Here is a 19274-nt window from a genome sequence, read left to right as displayed (position 1 = left end):
AGGAGGAAGGTTCTCATGAAAAAGAAAATTGCACTTTTGCCCGGCGATGGAATCGGACCGGAAGTCGTGACATCTGCAGTTGCTGTCCTTCAAGAGACGGCGGCTCAATTTAGGCACGAATTCGAATTCGAAACTGCGCTCATTGGCGGTATCGCAATAGATGAAAAAAACAACCCGCTTCCGAAGGAAACAGTAGATGTATGCAAAAACGCTGATGCGATTTTATTAGGAGCAGTCGGCGGACCAAAGTGGGATCAAAACCCGCCAGAGCTTCGTCCAGAAAAAGGCCTGCTCGCCATTCGTAAACAGCTGGACTTATTTGCAAACATCCGCCCTGTAAAGGTGTTCGATAGTTTAAGCGGGGCATCTCCGTTAAAACAGGATCACATTAACGGAGTCGATTTCGTCATCGTTCGTGAATTAACAGGCGGTCTCTATTTTGGTGAACCAAGCGAACGCTATACGGATGATGAAGGAAAAGAAGCTGCCGTTGATACGCTCCTTTATACAAAGGAAGAAATTGTCCGCGTATTAAAAGAAGCGTTCGATATGGCGTTAACGAGAAGGAAAAAAGTGACGTCTGTAGATAAAGCGAATGTTCTTGCTTCTAGTAAACTATGGCGGGATGCGGTAGAAGAAGTTGCTGCTCAATATCCAGAAGTTGAATTTGAGCATATGCTCGTCGATAATGCTGCCATGCAGCTGATTTACAAGCCCGCTCAATTTGATGTCATTGTGACAGAGAATATGTTCGGTGACATTTTAAGCGATGAAGCTTCGATGATTACTGGATCACTCGGCATGCTGCCATCTGCTAGTTTATCAAGCACAGGCCTTCATTTATATGAGCCAATTCATGGTTCAGCACCCGATATTGCGGGGCAAAACGTTGCAAACCCTCTGGCAACCATTTTATCAGCAGCAAGCTTGCTTAGAACTTCCTTTGCATTAGAAGAAGAAGCGGCTGCAATAGAAGAAGCTGTCGAAGCTGTTCTTGCCTCTGGCAAACGAACAAAAGATTTAGCAGCAAAAGAGGGAACTTATCAAACGACTGAAGAAATCACTAATGCGGTTGTAGACGCACTCAAGCAGCGCGTGCAAACCATTGTGTAAATAGAATCTTGTGGAATTAGGTAGAGGGAGGAAAAGGGTTATGCCTCGAACAATCATCGAAAAAATATGGGATCAGCATGTAGTCAAAAGCGGCGAGGGAAAACCAGACCTTTTATATATTGATCTGCACTTGGTGCATGAAGTGACATCACCTCAAGCATTTGAAGGATTAAGACAAAAAGGGCGCAAGGTGAGAAGACCTCAAAACACGTTTGCGACGATGGATCACAACATCCCAACTGTGAATCGATTTGTGATCAAAGATGAGATTGCTAAAAAGCAAGTGAGTGCCTTAGAGCGCAACTGTGCGGAATTTGGCGTTCGTCTTGCTGACCTTCACAGTGTTGACCAAGGAATCGTCCATGTCGTTGGACCTGAGCTTGGATTGACACTTCCGGGGAAAACAATCGTTTGTGGAGATAGTCATACATCAACTCACGGCGCGTTTGGTGCACTTGCCTTTGGGATCGGTACTAGTGAGGTTGAACATGTACTTTCTACACAAACACTTTGGCAGCAGCGTCCGAAAACGCTAGAAATTAGAGTAGACGGAAAGCTTCAAAAAGGGGTAACCGCCAAAGATGTCATTTTAGCCGTCATTGGTGCGCACGGCGTGAAGTTCGGCTCAGGTTATGTCATTGAATACACTGGGGAAGTATTCAGAAACATGACGATGGATGAGCGGATGACCGTTTGTAATATGTCGATTGAAGCAGGTGCAAGAGCAGGATTGATCGCACCTGATGAAGTCACCTTCGAATATTGCCGCGGCCGCAAATATGCACCGCAGGGCGAAGACTTCGAAGCAGCTATTAAAGAATGGGAAGAACTTAGAACAGATCCAGGTGCAACCTACGATAAAACCATTGTATTAGATGGAAATCAGATTTCACCAATGGTTACATGGGGAATTAACCCAGGAATGGTACTCCCTGTGGATGCATCGATCCCAGGGCCTGAGGACTTTGCACAAGAAGATGATCAAAAAGAAGCGATTCGTGCTTACGAATACATGGGTGTCCATCCGCATCAGCGTATAGAAGATATTACAATTGAGCATGTCTTTATCGGCTCATGTACGAACTCAAGAATGACTGATTTACGCCAAGCTGCTTCTATGATTGAAGGACAAAAAGTAGCAGATCATGTCAGAGCGATTGTGGTGCCTGGCTCTCAAAGTGTCAAATTGCAAGCAGAAAAAGAAGGTCTTCATGAAATCTTCCTTGAAGCAGGATTTGAATGGAGAGAATCAGGCTGCAGTATGTGCCTTAGTATGAATAACGATGTGGTACCGGAGGGTGAACGCTGCGCGTCCACATCAAACCGTAACTTTGAAGGGCGTCAAGGGAAGGGTGCGAGAACGCATCTTGTCAGCCCGGCAATGGCTGCAATGGCTGCGATACATGGCCGCTTTGTCGATGTCAGGAAGTTTAATCAAGAGAAAACAGTCGTGTAAGGAGTTGTCATAGATGGAGCCTTTAGTCACTCATAAAGGGAAAGCCGCTGTGCTTAACCGTATCAATGTAGATACAGATCAAATTATTCCGAAGCAATTTTTAAAAAGAATCGAACGAACAGGATATGGCCGCTTTGCCTTTTTCGACTGGCGTTATTTAGCCGATGGCAGCCCAAATCCAGATTTCGAACTAAATCAGCCGATCTATGAAGGAGCATCCATTTTGATCGCAGGGGAGAACTTTGGCTGCGGATCATCTAGGGAACATGCTCCTTGGGCGCTTGATGATTATGGCTTTAAAATTGTCATCGCACCATCATTCGCAGATATATTTCATCAAAACTGCTTTAAAAATGGGATGCTTCCGATTCGCCTTGATTATGATGTGTGGAAAACCTTCGCTGCGTCATATGAGAACAAAGGGTATGAGATGACAGTTGATCTTGAAAAACAGCAGATAGAAGATCATGAAGGGAATATCACCCCTTTTCAAGTCGACCCTCACTGGAGAGAAATGCTCCTAAATGGTTATGATGAGATTTCATTAACATTACTATTAGTAGATGACATTCAAGCATTTGAAGAAAAGCGCAGCAGCTGGCTGCGCGCTTAAGCAACGAGAAGCTGTCCGCCCGAGGTGTGACGGCTTCTTTTTTGCATGAAAACCTCTCGTTACTTGTGTTTACTAATCTTCGTTGGTAAACTGATAAAAAATATGCGCCCGAAAGGAACGTAAGCATGAAGCATGACAAGAAGAAAGATAATGTCATTTTGTTTCCTGGTCTGAAAGAAAGACTGATTGAAAAAGGAATGGCAGCATTAAAAGATAAACAGTATCAAGAGGCGCTTCACTTGTTTTCAGAAGCAAAATCGTATGATGACGATGAAGAATCCGATATTCACCTCGGAATGGCCATTTGTTTTCTGGAGCTGGGTGAGCTGCAGGATGCAAAGCGTGTTTGTGAAAAAATGCTGCATGAAGGATATGGTCACTATTTCACTGTGCTACAAGTGTATATGACGATCCTCATTCAGCTGAAAGAATATGAAGAAGTCAAACAGACGATTGAGGCTGTGCTCGAGGAAAACCACCTTCCAGCAGAAAGCGCGGAGCATTTTTACAAGCTGCTCGAATTTAGCAGAAAAATGATCGAATCACCTGAAGAGATTCTAGATGAAGATGAGGACGCCGGAAGTGAGATCAACATAGATGACATGCTAAAGCGGCCGGAAGAACAGGTACAGTTTATCCATTCGTTGAAAGACCGGAACATCACACCGCACATGGGTCTATTAAATACCATCTTACAAAACCCTGATGGGAACCCTTTGGTCAAATCAATGATCCTGCAGCTTCTGGCAGATCATGATGTGGCAAAGCCGGTTCATGTGACGAAATTCGGTGATTCTTTAACCCTTATTCCTTCTGAGGCTGTAAAGCCAGAGCAGATGCCGCTTCTCCAGCAAGTGCTTCGTATGCTCGATGACACGCTCGGCAATGAGAATCCGACCCTTTACCAAGGCGTGGAAGAGTTATGGCGCCGGCACTTATTTGTGCTGTATCCATTTCTTCCTAAATACACAGATCCGAGTCTTTGGGCAGCGGCACTTCATAAAGTCGGCTATGAAATGCATGGGATCGAGATTGAACTCGAAGAATTGCATTTATTGTATGAATTTAACGAACGAGAGCTGAGAGAAGCTTGCACAATGCTGAAAGATATTGAAGAAATTTCTTATTTGTAATTTGTCGATTTAGTTGAAAGACGGACTTGTTATGTTATAATATAATGGTTGTATTTGTGCATATATAGTGCAGTTGTCAGATTCCAACGGTTGAAAGACGATATGTATAATCAAGTCAAATGTTGTATACATAATGCAAGCTTCTTAGCGGAGTGCGTGGTTTTTGATTGGACGAAGTCTTTATGATGCTTTAGAATGGAGCAACGCACAATCTGAATAGATTTTTGGAGGGAAACACACATGTCAGTAAAATGGGAAAAACAAGAAGGTAACGAAGGCGTTCTAACTGTAGAAGTTGACGCTGAAACATTTAACAAAGCACTTGATGATGCATTTAAGAAAGTGGTTAAGCAAGTATCGATCCCTGGATTCCGTAAAGGGAAAGTACCACGTGGTCTTTTCGAGCAGCGTTTTGGTGTAGAATCTCTTTATCAAGATGCATTAGATATTCTTCTTCCAGTTGAATATCCAAAAGCAATCGACGAAGCTGGTATCGAGCCAGTTGACCGCCCTGAAATCGATGTTGAGAAAATCGAAAAAGGCGAAAGCTTAATCTTCACTGCAAAAGTAACAGTGAAGCCTGAAGTAAAACTTGGTGACTACAAAGGTCTTAACGTAGAAAAAGACGACACAGCTGTCACTGATGAAGATGTACAAGAAGAGCTAAAAGGCATGCAAAACCGTCAAGCTGAGCTTGTTGTCAAAGAAGAAGGCGCAATCGAAAACGGCGATACAGTTGTTCTTGATTTCGAAGGATTCGTTGATGGAGAAGCATTCGAAGGCGGAAAAGCTGAGAACTACTCTCTTGAAGTTGGTTCTGGTTCATTCATCCCTGGTTTCGAAGAGCAATTAGTTGGTCTTGAAGCTGGCGCTGAAAAAGACGTAGAAGTTACATTCCCAGAAGAATACCACGCTGAAGACCTTGCAGGTAAACCAGCTGTATTCAAAGTGAAAATTCATGAAATCAAAGCAAAAGAACTTCCAGCGCTTGACGATGAGTTCGCTAAAGATGTTGATGAAGAAGTAGAAACGCTTGCTGAATTAACTGAAAAAACGAAGAAACGTCTTGAAGAAGCAAAAGAAAACGAAGCAGAAGGAAAACTTCGTGAAGAGCTAGTTGCGAAAGCTTCTGAAAATGCGGAAGTTGACATCCCACAAGCGATGGTTGACACAGAGCTAGACCGCATGATGAAAGAATTCGAACAACGTCTTCAAATGCAAGGAATGAACCTTGAGCTTTACTTCCAATTCTCTGGACAAGATGAAGATGCGCTGAAAGAGCAAATGAAAGAAGATGCTGCTAAACGCGTAAAATCTAACCTAACACTTGAAGCAATTGCTGCTGCAGAAAACTTACAAGTGTCTGACGAAGAAGTGGAAGAAGAACTTTCAAAAATGGCTGAAGCATACAACATGCCAATTGAAAATATCAAACAAGCGATCGGATCTACTGAAGCAATGAAAGAAGATCTAAAAGTTCGTAAAGCAATTGATTTTCTTGTAGAAAACCGTTAATATGGTGCATAATAATAAAACAGGGCGCGAGTGACTCGTGCCTTGTTTTGTACAATTTTTGACTTATCATCGCTTCTTTTGGAAACGATAGTGTAAGTCGCATCTTTCTGTCATACATATCTCAATGTGCAGTGTTAGAAACACATCGTTACCGTCTTTTAGGAAAGTATGGTAAAATGCATACATACTGGACCCAGAAAGGTAGCTGACTGTTAGCTACAGGCAAGTGAAGAAGAATAAGGGGTGAAAGAATGTTTAAATTCAACGAGGAAAAAGGTCAATTAAAATGCTCGTTTTGCGGAAAAACGCAAGATCAAGTGCGTAAACTGGTCGCAGGACCTGGTGTATATATATGTGATGAATGTATCGAGCTTTGCACGGAAATAGTTGAAGAAGAGCTCGGCACTGAGGAAGAAGTTGAATTCAAGGATGTTCCGAAGCCTCATGAAATTCGGGAGATTCTTGATGAATATGTCATCGGACAAGACAATGCGAAAAAATCCTTAGCTGTAGCGGTGTATAACCACTACAAACGGATCAATTCCAACAGCAAGATTGATGATGTTGAGCTTTCGAAAAGTAATATTTCTATGATTGGACCAACAGGAAGCGGTAAAACATTACTTGCTCAAACACTTGCACGTATTTTAAATGTTCCATTTGCGATCGCAGATGCTACATCATTAACTGAAGCAGGTTATGTTGGTGAAGACGTAGAGAATATTTTACTAAAGCTGATCCAGGCAGCGGATTATGATGTAGAAAAAGCGGAAAAAGGCATTATCTACATCGATGAGATCGATAAAGTAGCAAGAAAATCAGAAAACCCTTCTATCACTCGCGATGTATCTGGGGAAGGCGTCCAGCAAGCCCTTTTGAAAATTCTTGAAGGAACAGTCGCTAGTGTACCGCCTCAAGGTGGACGTAAGCATCCGCATCAAGAATTCATTCAAATTGATACGACGAACATCCTCTTCATTTGTGGAGGAGCCTTTGACGGGATTGAGCAAATCATCAAACGCCGCTTAGGTCAAAAAGTAATTGGATTCGGTGCGGAAAATAAAGTCGAAGATCTTGAAAAAGAAGTCCTTCTATCAAAAGTACTGCCAGAAGACTTGCTTCGCTTCGGTTTAATTCCAGAATTCATCGGCCGCCTGCCGGTTATTGCAAGCCTAGAGCCGTTAGATGAAAAGGCACTTGTAGAAATCTTGACGAAGCCTAAAAATGCGCTTGTTAAGCAATATACAAAAATGCTTGAGCTTGACGATGTGGAGCTTGAATTTGAAGAAGATGCTCTTAGCGAAATTGCGAAAAAAGCAATTGAGCGTAAAACAGGGGCTCGTGGTCTTCGCTCGATCATTGAAGGCATCATGCTTGATGTCATGTTTGACCTTCCATCTCGTGATGATATTGAAAAATGTGTCATCACTGGTGCAACGGTTGCTGATGGTGAGCCGCCGCGTCTTGTGTTAAAGGATGGCACAGTCGTCAATAAAGATACAAAAACATCTGCATAAGAGAAGTTATCACTCCTGAATCATTTTGATTCAGGAGTTTTTTATTTATCGCAGAAGACGTGTTTATTCCGTCTAGCTCTAGGAAATACTAGCAGACAGAAACCAATACATACGATAGATGAAGGAGGGAGCACCGATTGAGCTGGACAGGAATCGTATTATTTATACAGCTGTTCTTTGGTATCGTCATCGGGCTGTACTTTTGGAACTTACTGCGAAATCAGCGCACACAAAAGGTGACGATAGACAAAGAATCAAAAAAAGAAATGGAAGCACTCAGAAAGATGCGGTCAATCAAGCTGAGTGAGCCTTTATCAGAGAGAGTCCGGCCAAAGGGATTTCAAGATATTGTAGGGCAGGAAGACGGCATTCGTGCTCTAAAAGCAGCGCTGTGCGGACCGAATCCTCAGCATGTCATTGTCTACGGACCCCCGGGTGTTGGTAAAACAGCCGCTGCCCGTCTTGTCATGGAAGAAGCGAAACGTCATGCTGATTCACCGTTTAAGAAAGATGCGGTATTTGTAGAACTCGATGCCACAACCGCAAGGTTCGATGAACGGGGCATCGCAGACCCGCTCATTGGTTCCGTGCATGACCCGATTTACCAAGGGGCGGGAGCGATGGGACAGGCAGGCATTCCGCAGCCAAAACAAGGAGCCGTTACGCATGCGCATGGCGGGGTTCTGTTTATCGATGAAATTGGGGAACTGCATCCGATTCAAATGAACAAAATGCTGAAAGTCCTTGAAGATCGGAAAGTATTTTTAGACAGTGCCTACTACAGTGAGGAAAACACTCAAATTCCGAATCACATTCATGACATTTTTCAAAATGGACTTCCGGCTGATTTTCGATTGATAGGTGCCACGACAAGAACACCTGAAGAAATTCCACCAGCGATTCGATCGAGGTGTTTGGAAATTTTCTTTAAGGACCTTGACCAGCATGAACTGAAAATTGTCGCTGCTAAGGCTGTCCAAAAAATTCAAAAGGAATTAAGTGATGAAGGGCTGAACCTGTTAACCTCATATGTGAAAAATGGCCGTGAAGCAGTCAATATGGTGCAGATCGCCGCTGGAATGGCCGTCACGGAAAACAGAAAAGACATCACGATCGCCGATGTCGAGTGGGTCATTCACTCAAGCCAGCTGACACCAAGATATGAACAAAAAGTACCGGAAAAGCCAAAAGTCGGTGTAGTGAATGGACTGGCAGTCTACGGACCAAACAGCGGTGCCTTGCTCGAGATTGAAGTGAATATATGTAAGGCACTCGAAAAAGGAAGTATCAACATTACAGGCATTGCAGAAGAAGAAAGCATTGGCAGTCAATCGAAATCCATTAGACGAAAAAGTATGGCTAAAGGATCAGTTGAAAATGTATTAACAGTGCTGAGAAACTTGGGCATACGGACAAATGAATATGACATCCATATTAATTTTCCAGGCGGTGCCCCTATTGATGGACCGTCTGCTGGGATTGCCATGGCGGCGGCGATTTTCTCTGCCATTCATCAAATCCCGATTGATCATCTGACAGCGATGACAGGTGAAATCGGATTGCAGGGTCAGGTGAAGCCGATCGGCGGTGTGATACCGAAGATTAAGGCGGCGAAGCAGGCTGGTGCCACAACCGTGATTATTCCTTATGACAACCAGCAGTCGATCTTAAAAGAGATTGAAGGCGTCACCATTGTGCCTGTGAAGCACTTCCAAGAGGTGCTGGATCAGTGTTTGGTCAACCCGCCAGACGAGAAGAAAGATGGACTAGAAGAGGAAATGAAAAGAAAATCTGTTTAATCCCCATCACATATGGGGATTTTTTAGTGAAATAGATCTTTTTTTCTTTTTCAAGATAAAAAGAAAGGGTATACTACGGTAAGATCATCATTTCTCAAGTCTTTTACATTGTACAAGACTGAAACAGGTATATTATAATGATTCATACTAGTGACGGAGGTGTCAATCAACATGGCAGATGAAATCAAAAAGAATGTTCCGCTCCTTCCACTGCGAGGCTTGCTTGTTTATCCAACAATGGTCTTGCATTTGGACGTTGGACGCGAGAAGTCTGTTCAAGCTTTAGAACAGGCGATGATGAACGATCATATGATTTTTCTAGCAACACAGCGGGAAATTTCAATAGATGAACCAGGTGAAGAGGAAATTTTCAAAGTCGGCACCTACACAAAAATCAAACAAATGCTGAAGCTGCCGAATGGAACGATTCGTGTACTCGTTGAAGGCTTAAATCGAGCGCAGATCGAATCATACGTGGAGCTTGAGGACTATACGTCCGTCGATATTAAAGAATTGGCAGAAGAAGAATTAAAAGACGCAGAAGCAGAAGCACTCATGCGCACTTTGTTAGATCACTTTGATCAGTACATAAAAATTTCAAAAAAAATCTCAGCTGAAACATATGCAACGGTGACGGATATTGAAGAACCGGGGAGAATGGCAGATATCGTCGCTTCTCACCTGCCGCTCAAGTTAAAGGACAAGCAAGAAGTGCTGGAAACAGTGGATGTCAAAAAACGTCTGAATCGCGTCATCAGCTTAATCCACAATGAAAAAGAAGTGCTGGAAATTGAAAAGAAAATTGGACAGCGCGTCAAACGTTCAATGGAACGAACGCAAAAAGAATATTATTTGCGTGAACAAATGAAAGCCATTCAAAAGGAGCTTGGAGACAAGGAAGGAAAAACAGGCGAAGTCAGTTCATTAATGTCTAAAATTGAAGAGTCCAGCATGCCGGATTCTGTTCGTGAAACGGCGTTAAAAGAATTGAACCGTTATGAAAAAATTCCTTCAAGCTCTGCGGAGAGCTCTGTCATTCGAAATTATATTGATTGGCTGATCAATCTTCCATGGGGCATTTATACAGAAGATCGTCTAGATTTAAAACTTGCAAGTGAAATTTTAGATGATGAGCATCATGGGCTGGAGAAAGTCAAAGAACGTGTGCTTGAATACCTTGCTGTACAGAAGCTGACCAACTCATTAAAAGGACCGATTCTTTGCTTAGCAGGACCTCCTGGGGTAGGGAAAACGTCACTTGCCAAATCGATTGCTAAATCACTTGACCGAAAGTTTATCCGTATCTCTCTTGGCGGTGTGCGTGATGAATCTGAGATTCGTGGACATAGAAGAACATATGTAGGGGCGATGCCAGGCCGTATCATTCGCGGGATGAGTAAGGCAGGCACTATGAATCCAGTGTTTCTTTTAGATGAAATCGATAAGATGTCCTCTGATTTTAGAGGTGATCCGTCTTCTGCGATGCTTGAAGTGCTGGATCCAGAGCAAAATCACAACTTTAGCGATCACTATATTGAAGAGACATTTGATTTATCGCAGGTGTTATTTATTGCCACTGCCAACAATTTAGCAACCATTCCAGGTCCACTTCGTGATAGAATGGAGATTATCACGATTGCAGGGTATACAGAGGTTGAAAAAGCAGAGATTGTGAAAGACCATCTTCTGCCGAAGCAGCTAAAGGAGCACGGATTAAAGAAAGGGAACTTGCAGCTTCGTGAAACCGCGATTTATGATACGATTCGCTATTACACAAGAGAAGCGGGTGTTCGTGGATTAGAGCGTCAGCTTGCGGCCATTTGCCGAAAAGCAGCAAAAGCGATTGTGGCTGAAGACCGCAAACGCATCACAGTGACGGAAAAGAACTTATCTGAATTCCTCGGAAAAAGACTTTACCGTTATGGTCAGGCTGAAACGACAGACCAAGTGGGGGTTGTCACAGGACTTGCGTATACGACTGTTGGCGGAGACACTTTATCAATTGAGGTATCACTCTCGCCTGGTAAAGGCAAGCTCTTGTTAACAGGTAAGCTAGGTGATGTCATGAGAGAATCTGCACAGGCAGCATTCAGTTATATTCGATCCAAAGCAGATGAACTGAACATTGATCCTAATTTTAATGAAAAGCACGATATTCATATCCATGTTCCAGAGGGTGCGGTTCCAAAGGACGGGCCATCAGCTGGTATCACCATTGCGACGGCTCTTGTATCAGCACTCACAGGACGTCCTGTGTCAAAAGAGGTTGGTATGACAGGAGAGATAACGTTAAGAGGAAGAGTGCTTCCGATTGGCGGACTAAAAGAAAAAGCATTAGGCGCACATCGTGCAGGATTGAAAACCATTATTCTTCCAAAGGACAATGAGAAGGATATTGATGATATTCCTGAAAGTGTGAGAGAAGGACTAACCTTTATTCCGGTCTCACATTTAGATGAGGTGCTTGAGAAAGCGTTGGTAGGAGAGGGAAGATGAAAGTAACAAAATCAGATATCGTCATTAGTGCGGTGAAACCAGAGCAGTACCCGAGCGGCGGGCTGCCTGAAATCGCGCTTGCTGGACGATCAAATGTTGGAAAGTCCTCGTTCATCAACTCATTGATTAATCGTAAAAATTTAGCGCGTACGTCTTCTAAACCAGGTAAGACCCAGACGCTTAATTTCTACATTATTAATGATATGCTCCATTTTGTGGACGTTCCGGGCTACGGCTTTGCCAAAGTATCAAAAACAGAGCGCGAAGCCTGGGGTAGAATGATCGAAACGTATATTACAATGCGTGAAGAATTAAAAGCAGTTGTCCAAATTGTGGATCTGCGCCATAAGCCATCAGTAGACGATGTGAACATGTATGAATTCCTTAAATATTACGGAGTTCCCGTGATCGTCATCGCAACAAAAGCGGATAAAATTCCAAAAGGCAAATGGGAAAAACATGCGAAAGTCGTCAAACAGACGCTCGACATTGACCCATCAGATGAACTCATCTTATTCTCTTCTGAAACAAAAAAGGGAAAAGACGAAGCCTGGAATGCAATCCTTGCGAAAGTAAACGGCTAAAAAAAGCATCTGCCATGAGCAGATGCTTTTTTATTGTATAAGTTATTTCCTTTTTAAAAATAATAAGAGGAGACTGACAGCAATCAGTACATAAGGCCAGTACAATTCAAAGCCAGAAGTAGGAATCGAAAGGGAACTTAGCTGTTTTGTAATTTGCTGAAAGAAATAAAGGAACAGACCGAGTGCGATCAGCACAACACTTTCAATACGATATTCTTTTTTCTGAGATGATTTCACAAAGAGTGCAAGTCCTACGATGAACACAATCATTGTAAATGTGTCTGGCCAGTGGTCCAATTTAGGCTGAAGAATAAAGTGTAGCGAAAGGCCTGTCATAAGCATACCGATAAACACATGAGCGCTTTCTTGCTCCTTCTTTCCTTGATATAAAAAAGCGAGACCAAAAAGCAGTACAAGTGTATACCATTTCTCTTGATCCTTCCAAATGTCAAATTGACCTCCTGAGAGAATGGCATATAGCGCTACAGCCAGTAAAGTAAGCGGCAGCAAAATGGATTTCTTCTTCAAAGATGTCACCTTCTTTTAAGCAGATCATTTGTCCGCACGCGCCAAATCTGGTAAATTGCTTGAAGTGATGATATGGCATAAACAGTGTCGAACATTTTTCTACTATATCACAACATTTTTGAAATCTGTTCACAATTTTTATCCAGTTAAAAATGAATATATGTTATAATCATTATAAATAATAAATTCTATATTGTAATTATTATAAATTAGACAGGGCGTTGGGGGTGCAAGCTGAAGTTATGCATATTCTTGTTGTGGGTTTAGATTATAAAACAGCCCCTGTTGAGATACGGGAACAGCTGAGCTTTGAACCGAGTGAGCTCGGAACAGCGATGTCCAAGCTTAAAGAAGAAAAAAGCATTCTAGAGAATATCGTCATCTCAACATGTAATCGAACAGAGATCTACGCAGTAGTAGATCAGCTTCATACTGGACGGTTTTATATAAAAAGATTTTTAGCCAATTGGTTCGGTTTAGAAAAGGAAGATGTCTCTCCTTATTTGAAGTTCTATGAAAACGATGGAGCGGTTGAGCATTTATTCCGTGTGGCCTGTGGACTTGATTCCATGGTCATTGGTGAAACGCAAATACTCGGTCAAGTACGCTCCAGCTTTAAAGTAGCTCAAGAGGAGAAGACCATTGGTACCGTTTTCAATTATTTATTTAAACAGGCGGTAACCGTTGCAAAGCGCTCTCATGCGGAAACAGATATTGCGTCTAATGCTGTGTCTGTCAGCTATGCAGCGGTTGAGCTTGCTAAAAAAATCTTTGGACGTCTTTCTGATAAGCATGTCCTGATTCTTGGTGCGGGCAAAATGGGCGAACTGGCGGCTCAAAACCTTCAAGGTCAAGGAATCGGCCAAGTAACGGTCATCAACCGAACGTTTGAGAAGGCAAAGGAATTGGCGGGTCGTTTTTCAGGAGAGCCTAAGAGCTTAAACCAATTAGAAAAGACATTATCCGAAGCGGACATTTTAATCAGCTCAACGGGAGCGAAACAATTTGTCATTACAAAAGAAATGGTCGAAAGTGCGAATAAAAAACGGAAGGGCAGACCTCTATTTATGGTGGATATTGCTGTACCCCGTGATTTAGATCCAGCTATTTCTGAAGTAGAAGGTGCTTTTTTGTATGACATTGATGACCTTGAAGGTATCGTGGCTGCCAATTTAAAAGAGCGCCGTGCAGTGGCTGAGCAGGTTGAGCTTCTGATTGAAGCAGAAATTGTGGAATTTAAGCAATGGCTGAATACGTTAGGTGTTGTTCCGGTCATTTCTGCACTTAGAGAAAAAGCACTCACAATTCAAGCCGATACGATGCAGAGTATTGAGCGGAAGCTTCCAAACCTCACAAACCGTGAAATGAAGCTGTTAAATAAACATACGAAAAGCATCATCAACCAAATGCTGAAAGATCCTATCTTAAAGGCAAAAGAAATTGCCGCGGAGCCGAATGCAGAGGAAAAGCTTTTACTCTTTAAAGAAATCTTTGATTTACAGGTTGAAGATGAAGAGCAAAAGGTCGAATCTGCACAGGTGGAGCAAGGATCATTTCAGCTGTTCAAACCAAATATGGCACAAGGCTTTGCTACAGTTGCCAGTGAGTGATTAAGCGATGATGGAATCCATTGTAGCGAGACTCAATGAAGCAACGATCTTAATCTATGCACTAAGTGTCTTGTTCTATTTCATAGATTTTCTTCAACACAACCGGAAGGCTGGAAAAATGGCTTTCTGGTTGCTTTCTATTGTCTGGCTGCTGCAAACAGTCTACATGTTCTATATTATGATGGAAACAGACCGATTCCCTGTGTTGAATGTAGCAGAGGGGTTATATTTTTATACGTGGGTGCTTGTGACACTTTCTCTTGTGCTCACAAAGGTATTGCGCGTTGAATTTATTGTCTTTTTTACAAATGTGATCGGTTTTTCCATGATGGCGATTCACACCTTTACACCATCTGATCTCCATTCAGCAGAACTAACGGGGAAGCTGACGAGTGAACTGCTCGTGATTCATATTACGATGGCGATTTTATCCTACGGTGCCTTTTCACTTTCATTTGCTTTTTCACTGCTTTATCTCTTTCAATATCGTTTGCTGAAAAAGAAAAAATGGGGAAAATGGCTTCTGAGAATTGAAGACTTATCAAAGCTGGATCATATGGCGTACGTATTAAACATTATTGGTGTGCCTATGCTCTTGCTTAGTTTAATTCTTGGCATCATATGGGCATATATTTCGTATGATACGTTGTACTGGACAGATGCAAAGGTGCTTGGTTCGTTTATTATGCTGTTTTTATACGGCTTTTACTTATATATCAGATTGGTGAGAAATATGCAGGGCAAAATCGTGGCACTATGGAATGTCGCTTCATTTCTTGTGCTGATGATCAATTATTTTCTGCTTGGTAGCTTATCAACCTTTCATTGGTTTCAATAATGATGAGTCTTAAAGGCATTGTCGGGAGGAAGACGTATTGCGTACAATTAAAGTAGGTTCTAGACGAAGTAAGCTGGCAATTACACAAACAAAATGGGTCATTCAAAAGCTGTCTGAACTAAACCCTTCTTATTCTTTTGAAATAAAAGAAATTGTGACAAAGGGTGATCAAATTTTAGATGTGACTTTATCTAAGGTTGGCGGAAAAGGACTGTTTGTTAAAGAGATCGAGCAGGCGATGCTGAATCATGATATCGATATGGCGGTGCACAGCATGAAGGATATGCCAGCTGCTCTTCCAGAAGGTTTAGTGATTGGCTGTATTCCTGAGCGTGAAGATGTGCGGGATGCACTAATTTCGAAGGATCATCTAAGTCTCAGCGAACTGCCTAAGGGCGCAATTGTAGGAACAAGCAGCTTACGGCGCAGCGCCCAGCTTCTTCAGGAAAGACCAGATCTTGAGATTAAATGGATTCGAGGAAACATTGATACGAGATTGGAAAAGCTGAAAAATGAAGAGTATGATGCCATTATTCTAGCGGCTGCCGGTCTGTCCAGAATGGGATGGAGCAAAGAGGTCGTATCGGAATTTTTATCTCCTGAGACTTGCCTTCCTGCCGTTGGTCAAGGCGCGCTATCGATTGAGTGCCGCGGGGATGATGAAGAGCTGCTTAACCTTCTCGCCCAATTTACGAATGAATATACGAAGAAAACGGTCCTTGCAGAAAGAGCCTTCCTCAAACAAATGGATGGAAGCTGTCAGGTGCCGATTGCTGGCTATGCAACGATGAATGAGCATCATGAAATTGAACTAACAGGTCTTGTTGCATCTGCTGATGGCCACACGATTATTCGAGAAACCGTCACAGGCACTGACCCTGAAGCCATTGGAACAGCGTGTGCGAAGCAGATGGCCGATAAGGGAGCAAAGGATTTGATCGACAAGGTGAAAAAGGATCTGTCTCAATGAGCATAGGCAAATCGCTTCACGGACAGACGGTGCTTGTCACTCGAAATGAACGTCAAGCGGGCGTGTTTCAGCAAAAGATCGAAGCGCTGAACGGCCATGCGGTTTTAACCTCTCTTATTCGGTTTGAGGCTACGCTCACAAAAGAAAAAGCGCAGGCCTTTTTAAAGGACTTACAAAATAGCCAATGGCTTGTTTTCACGAGTGTGAATGGTGCGTCTTTTTTTCTGAATTACATAAAAGACCATCATTTACATAAGAGCTTAACCCATTTGAAAGTGGCTGCTGTAGGAGAGAAAACTTCTGCCTATCTTGAGCAGCATGGCTTGAAGGTGGATGTGGTGCCAGAACGATTTATAGCGGAGGAACTGGCAGATGCATTACTTGACCATGTACGCCCAGGAGAGCGTGTGTTTGTAGCAAAAGGGCATCTGTCACGAGATGTGATGAAAGAGACCCTCATTCCGCTCGGCATAGAGGTAAAAGAATGGATTTTATATGAAACAGTCAAGGATGAGGAAGGAATTGCTGCTCTTAAATCGGCAATGACGAAGCAATCATTTGATTTTATTACATTTACGAGCTCTTCCACTGTTCATTCTTTTATGCATGTGATGGAACAAGACGCAGTGAAGCTTGCTGCATCTGACACCTGTTTTGTGACGATCGGTCCTCTGACAAAAGAGGCACTGCTTCAATACGGGATTTCTTCTGAAACCCCAGATACTTATACGATAGACGGAATGCTTGATTTAATGTGCCGTTTATCTGAAAGGAAGTTGAACCATTGATGAAATTTAACAGACACCGCAGATTGCGGACAAGCGCAGGAATGAGAGAATTAGTCAGAGAAACCTTTTTAAGACCATCTGATTTCATTTACCCGATCTTTTTTGTAGAGGGAGAAAATGTCCGAAAAGAAGTCTCTTCAATGCCTGGTGTATATCACATTTCTGTAGACCTCGTGAACGAAGAAGTCCAAGAGCTTGTTGATCTTGGCATTAAATCGATCATTGTATTTGGTGTGCCGGATCATAAAGATCATGTAGGCAGTGAGGCGTATCACGATCATGGCATTGTTCAAAGAGCAACGCTTGAAATCAAAAAGCATTTCCCAGAGCTCGTGGTCATTGCAGACACTTGCTTATGCCAATATACAGATCACGGACACTGCGGAATCGTTGAAGATGGAGAAATTTTAAATGATGAATCTCTTCAGCTATTAGCGAAAACTGCTGTCAGCCAAGCGCGTGCAGGTGCAGATATCATCGCGCCTTCAAATATGATGGACGGATTTGTTGTTGCCATTCGTGAGGCACTTGATGAAGCAGGCTTTATTCATGTACCTGTCATGTCATATGCGGTGAAATATGCAAGTGCTTTTTACGGTCCGTTTCGTGATGCGGCACATAGTACACCGCAGTTTGGAGATCGTAAAACATATCAAATGGACCCTGCAAACCGTTTAGAGGCTCTAAGAGAAGCGCAATCTGATGTAGAAGAGGGAGCTGACTTCTTGATTGTCAAACCATCTCTTTCTTACTTAGACATTATGCGTGATGTGAAAAATGAATTTACACTCCCTGTTGTTGCTTATAATGTGAGCGGAGAGTATGCGATGGTGAAAGCCGCCGCTCAAAATGGCTGGATTTCTGAAAAAGAGCTTGTTCTTGAAATGCTGACAAGCATGAAACGTGCAGGAGCAGAACTCATCATTACGTATCATGCAAAAGATGCAGCAAAATGGCTCTCAGAATAAAGAACGGATAGACAGGAGGACGTTGAAATGGGACGTAGCTATGAAAAATCAAAGCAAGCATTTGAAGAAGCACAGCATTTAATGCCTGGTGGTGTCAACAGCCCTGTGCGTGCATTTAAATCAGTCAACACAGACCCGATTTTTATGGAGCGAGGCAAAGGCGCCAAGATCTATGATATTGATGGAAATGAATACATCGATTATGTTTTATCATGGGGACCGCTTATTTTAGGACATACGAATGACCGTGTCGTTGAAAGCATTCAGCGAGTAGCCGAAAATGGGACAAGCTTCGGTGCTTCTACGTTAGTTGAAAATGAATTAGCTAAACTTGTATCAGAACGGGTTCCTTCCATCGAAGTTATTCGCATGGTCAGCTCTGGTACAGAGGCGACGATGAGTGCACTTCGTCTAGCTCGTGGTTTTACAGGCAGAAATAAAATTGTGAAATTTGAAGGCTGCTATCATGGCCACGGTGATTCTTTGCTCATTAAAGCGGGTTCTGGAGTGGCAACGCTTGGACTGCCAGATAGTCCTGGTGTTCCTGAAGGGACGGCAAGCAACACAATCACAGTGCCGTACAATGATTTAGAAAGCATTCAAGTTGCTTTTCAAGAATTCGGAGATGATATCGCTGGTGTTATTGTAGAGCCGGTCGCAGGAAATATGGGGGTTGTCCCTCCACAAGAAGGTTTCTTGCAAGGACTAAGAGACATCACGGAGCAATATGGATCATTGCTTATTTTTGATGAGGTCATGACAGGCTTCCGTGTGGATTATCACTGCGCGCAAGGCTATTTTGGCATCACACCTGATCTGACGTGCCTTGGTAAAGTCATTGGCGGCGGTCTTCCAGTCGGTGCTTATGGCGGAAGAGCGGATATTATGAGACAAATTGCGCCAAGCGGTCCAATTTATCAAGCAGGAACGTTATCTGGTAACCCTCTTGCGATGACAGCAGGCTTAGAAACCCTAAAACAGCTGACACCTGAGTCTTATGAAGAATTTAAACGAAAAGGTGACCGTTTAGAAGAAGGCATTTCGAAAGCGGCGAAAGCATACGGAATTCCATTAACGTTTAACCGTGCGGGCTCCATGATCGGATTCTTCTTTACAAATGAAGAAGTGATCAATTATGACAAAGCGAAAACAGCTGATCTTGCTTTATTCGCTGAATTTTACAAGGAAATGGCCGATCACGGCATCTTCCTCCCGCCTTCTCAATTTGAAGGACTATTCCTGTCAACAGCTCATACAGATGAAGACATCGAATATACGATTGAGACAGTGGAAAAGGTTTTTCAAAAACTACGTCGATAAAACAAAAGGCCGATATGGAGACATAT

General features: G+C 42.8%; 16 protein-coding genes. 15 read left to right on the top strand and 1 reads right to left on the bottom strand.

The window, feature by feature from the left end; all coding sequences use genetic code 11:
• The first annotated feature begins 15 nt into the window (after nucleotides 1-15).
• From leuB to yihA, 9 genes are all read left to right on the top strand, one after another.
• Entirely contained in the window at nucleotides 16-1113 is a 1098-nt protein-coding gene (leuB, locus tag NSQ25_RS12700) for a 3-isopropylmalate dehydrogenase (RefSeq protein ID WP_034279795.1), read from the top strand.
• Nucleotides 1114-1153: 40 nt separating this feature from the next.
• A complete protein-coding gene (gene leuC, locus NSQ25_RS12695; RefSeq protein WP_025092482.1) occupies nucleotides 1154-2569 on the top strand; it encodes a 3-isopropylmalate dehydratase large subunit in 1416 nt (471 codons plus the stop codon).
• A 13-nt stretch (nucleotides 2570-2582) separates the two neighbouring features.
• On the top strand, nucleotides 2583-3182 hold the full coding sequence (gene leuD, locus NSQ25_RS12690; RefSeq protein ID WP_326136192.1) for a 3-isopropylmalate dehydratase small subunit: 600 nt from the start codon (nucleotides 2583-2585) through the stop codon (nucleotides 3180-3182).
• A 125-nt stretch (nucleotides 3183-3307) separates the two neighbouring features.
• Nucleotides 3308-4315, top strand: coding sequence for a DNA damage checkpoint antagonist DdcA (gene ddcA / locus NSQ25_RS12685; protein ID WP_034279801.1), 1008 nt, complete (start codon nucleotides 3308-3310; stop codon nucleotides 4313-4315).
• A 240-nt stretch (nucleotides 4316-4555) separates the two neighbouring features.
• The gene (tig, locus tag NSQ25_RS12680) at nucleotides 4556-5830 is read left to right on the top strand and encodes a trigger factor (protein WP_034279803.1); all 1275 of its coding nucleotides are present in this window, start codon (nucleotides 4556-4558) and stop codon (nucleotides 5828-5830) included.
• Between the two features lie 251 nt (nucleotides 5831-6081).
• Entirely contained in the window at nucleotides 6082-7347 is a 1266-nt protein-coding gene (gene clpX, locus NSQ25_RS12675) for an ATP-dependent protease ATP-binding subunit ClpX (protein WP_024423180.1), read from the top strand.
• A 137-nt stretch (nucleotides 7348-7484) separates the two neighbouring features.
• Entirely contained in the window at nucleotides 7485-9146 is a 1662-nt protein-coding gene (gene lonB, locus NSQ25_RS12670) for an ATP-dependent protease LonB (RefSeq protein ID WP_048239026.1), read from the top strand.
• Between the two features lie 171 nt (nucleotides 9147-9317).
• Nucleotides 9318-11642 (top strand): endopeptidase La, encoded by a 2325-nt coding sequence (gene lon, locus NSQ25_RS12665; RefSeq protein WP_176966893.1) that lies wholly within the window; start codon nucleotides 9318-9320, stop codon nucleotides 11640-11642.
• Nucleotides 11639-12226, top strand: a complete 588-nt coding sequence (gene yihA / locus NSQ25_RS12660; RefSeq protein ID WP_024423177.1) for a ribosome biogenesis GTP-binding protein YihA/YsxC — start codon at nucleotides 11639-11641, stop codon at nucleotides 12224-12226. Before lon ends, yihA begins: the two co-directional genes overlap by 4 nt.
• A 42-nt stretch (nucleotides 12227-12268) precedes the next feature.
• Here the strand turns inward: yihA and NSQ25_RS12655 are convergent, their stop codons facing one another.
• Nucleotides 12269-12754: a hypothetical protein gene (locus NSQ25_RS12655; protein WP_034279808.1), complete on the bottom strand. Its 486-nt coding sequence runs from the start codon at nucleotides 12752-12754 to the stop codon at nucleotides 12269-12271.
• A gap of 242 nt (nucleotides 12755-12996) precedes the next feature.
• On the opposite strand from NSQ25_RS12655, the gene hemA reads away from it, so the two are divergent.
• Genes hemA through hemL form a run of 6 tightly spaced genes read left to right on the top strand, consistent with a single transcriptional unit; the run spans nucleotide 12997 to nucleotide 19248 of the window.
• Nucleotides 12997-14364 carry a glutamyl-tRNA reductase gene (hemA, locus tag NSQ25_RS12650; protein WP_326136650.1) on the top strand — a complete coding sequence of 456 codons (1368 nt, stop codon included), beginning with the start codon at nucleotides 12997-12999 and terminating at the stop codon, nucleotides 14362-14364.
• A gap of 7 nt (nucleotides 14365-14371) precedes the next feature.
• Nucleotides 14372-15202 carry a cytochrome c biogenesis protein gene (locus tag NSQ25_RS12645; protein WP_024423174.1) on the top strand — a complete coding sequence of 277 codons (831 nt, stop codon included), beginning with the start codon at nucleotides 14372-14374 and terminating at the stop codon, nucleotides 15200-15202.
• A 37-nt stretch (nucleotides 15203-15239) separates the two neighbouring features.
• Complete coding sequence (gene hemC, locus NSQ25_RS12640) at nucleotides 15240-16172, top strand: hydroxymethylbilane synthase (RefSeq protein WP_326136193.1); 933 nt, start codon at nucleotides 15240-15242, stop codon at nucleotides 16170-16172.
• Entirely contained in the window at nucleotides 16169-16960 is a 792-nt protein-coding gene (locus NSQ25_RS12635) for a uroporphyrinogen-III synthase (protein WP_326136194.1), read from the top strand. The genes hemC and NSQ25_RS12635 overlap by 4 nt, the downstream gene beginning before the upstream one ends.
• The gene (gene hemB, locus NSQ25_RS12630) at nucleotides 16960-17928 is read left to right on the top strand and encodes a porphobilinogen synthase (RefSeq protein ID WP_172880654.1); all 969 of its coding nucleotides are present in this window, start codon (nucleotides 16960-16962) and stop codon (nucleotides 17926-17928) included. Before NSQ25_RS12635 ends, hemB begins: the two co-directional genes overlap by 1 nt.
• Before the next feature lie 27 nt (nucleotides 17929-17955).
• Nucleotides 17956-19248, top strand: a complete 1293-nt coding sequence (gene hemL / locus NSQ25_RS12625) for a glutamate-1-semialdehyde 2,1-aminomutase (RefSeq protein ID WP_039180405.1) — start codon at nucleotides 17956-17958, stop codon at nucleotides 19246-19248.
• The last annotated feature ends 26 nt before the right edge of the window (nucleotides 19249-19274 follow it).

It is taken from the genome of Bacillus sp. FSL R5-0512 (assembly GCF_038593295.1).
Lineage (GTDB): Bacteria > Bacillota > Bacilli > Bacillales > Bacillaceae > Bacillus > Bacillus safensis.
This window is presented reverse-complemented; position numbering and strand designations above follow the sequence as displayed.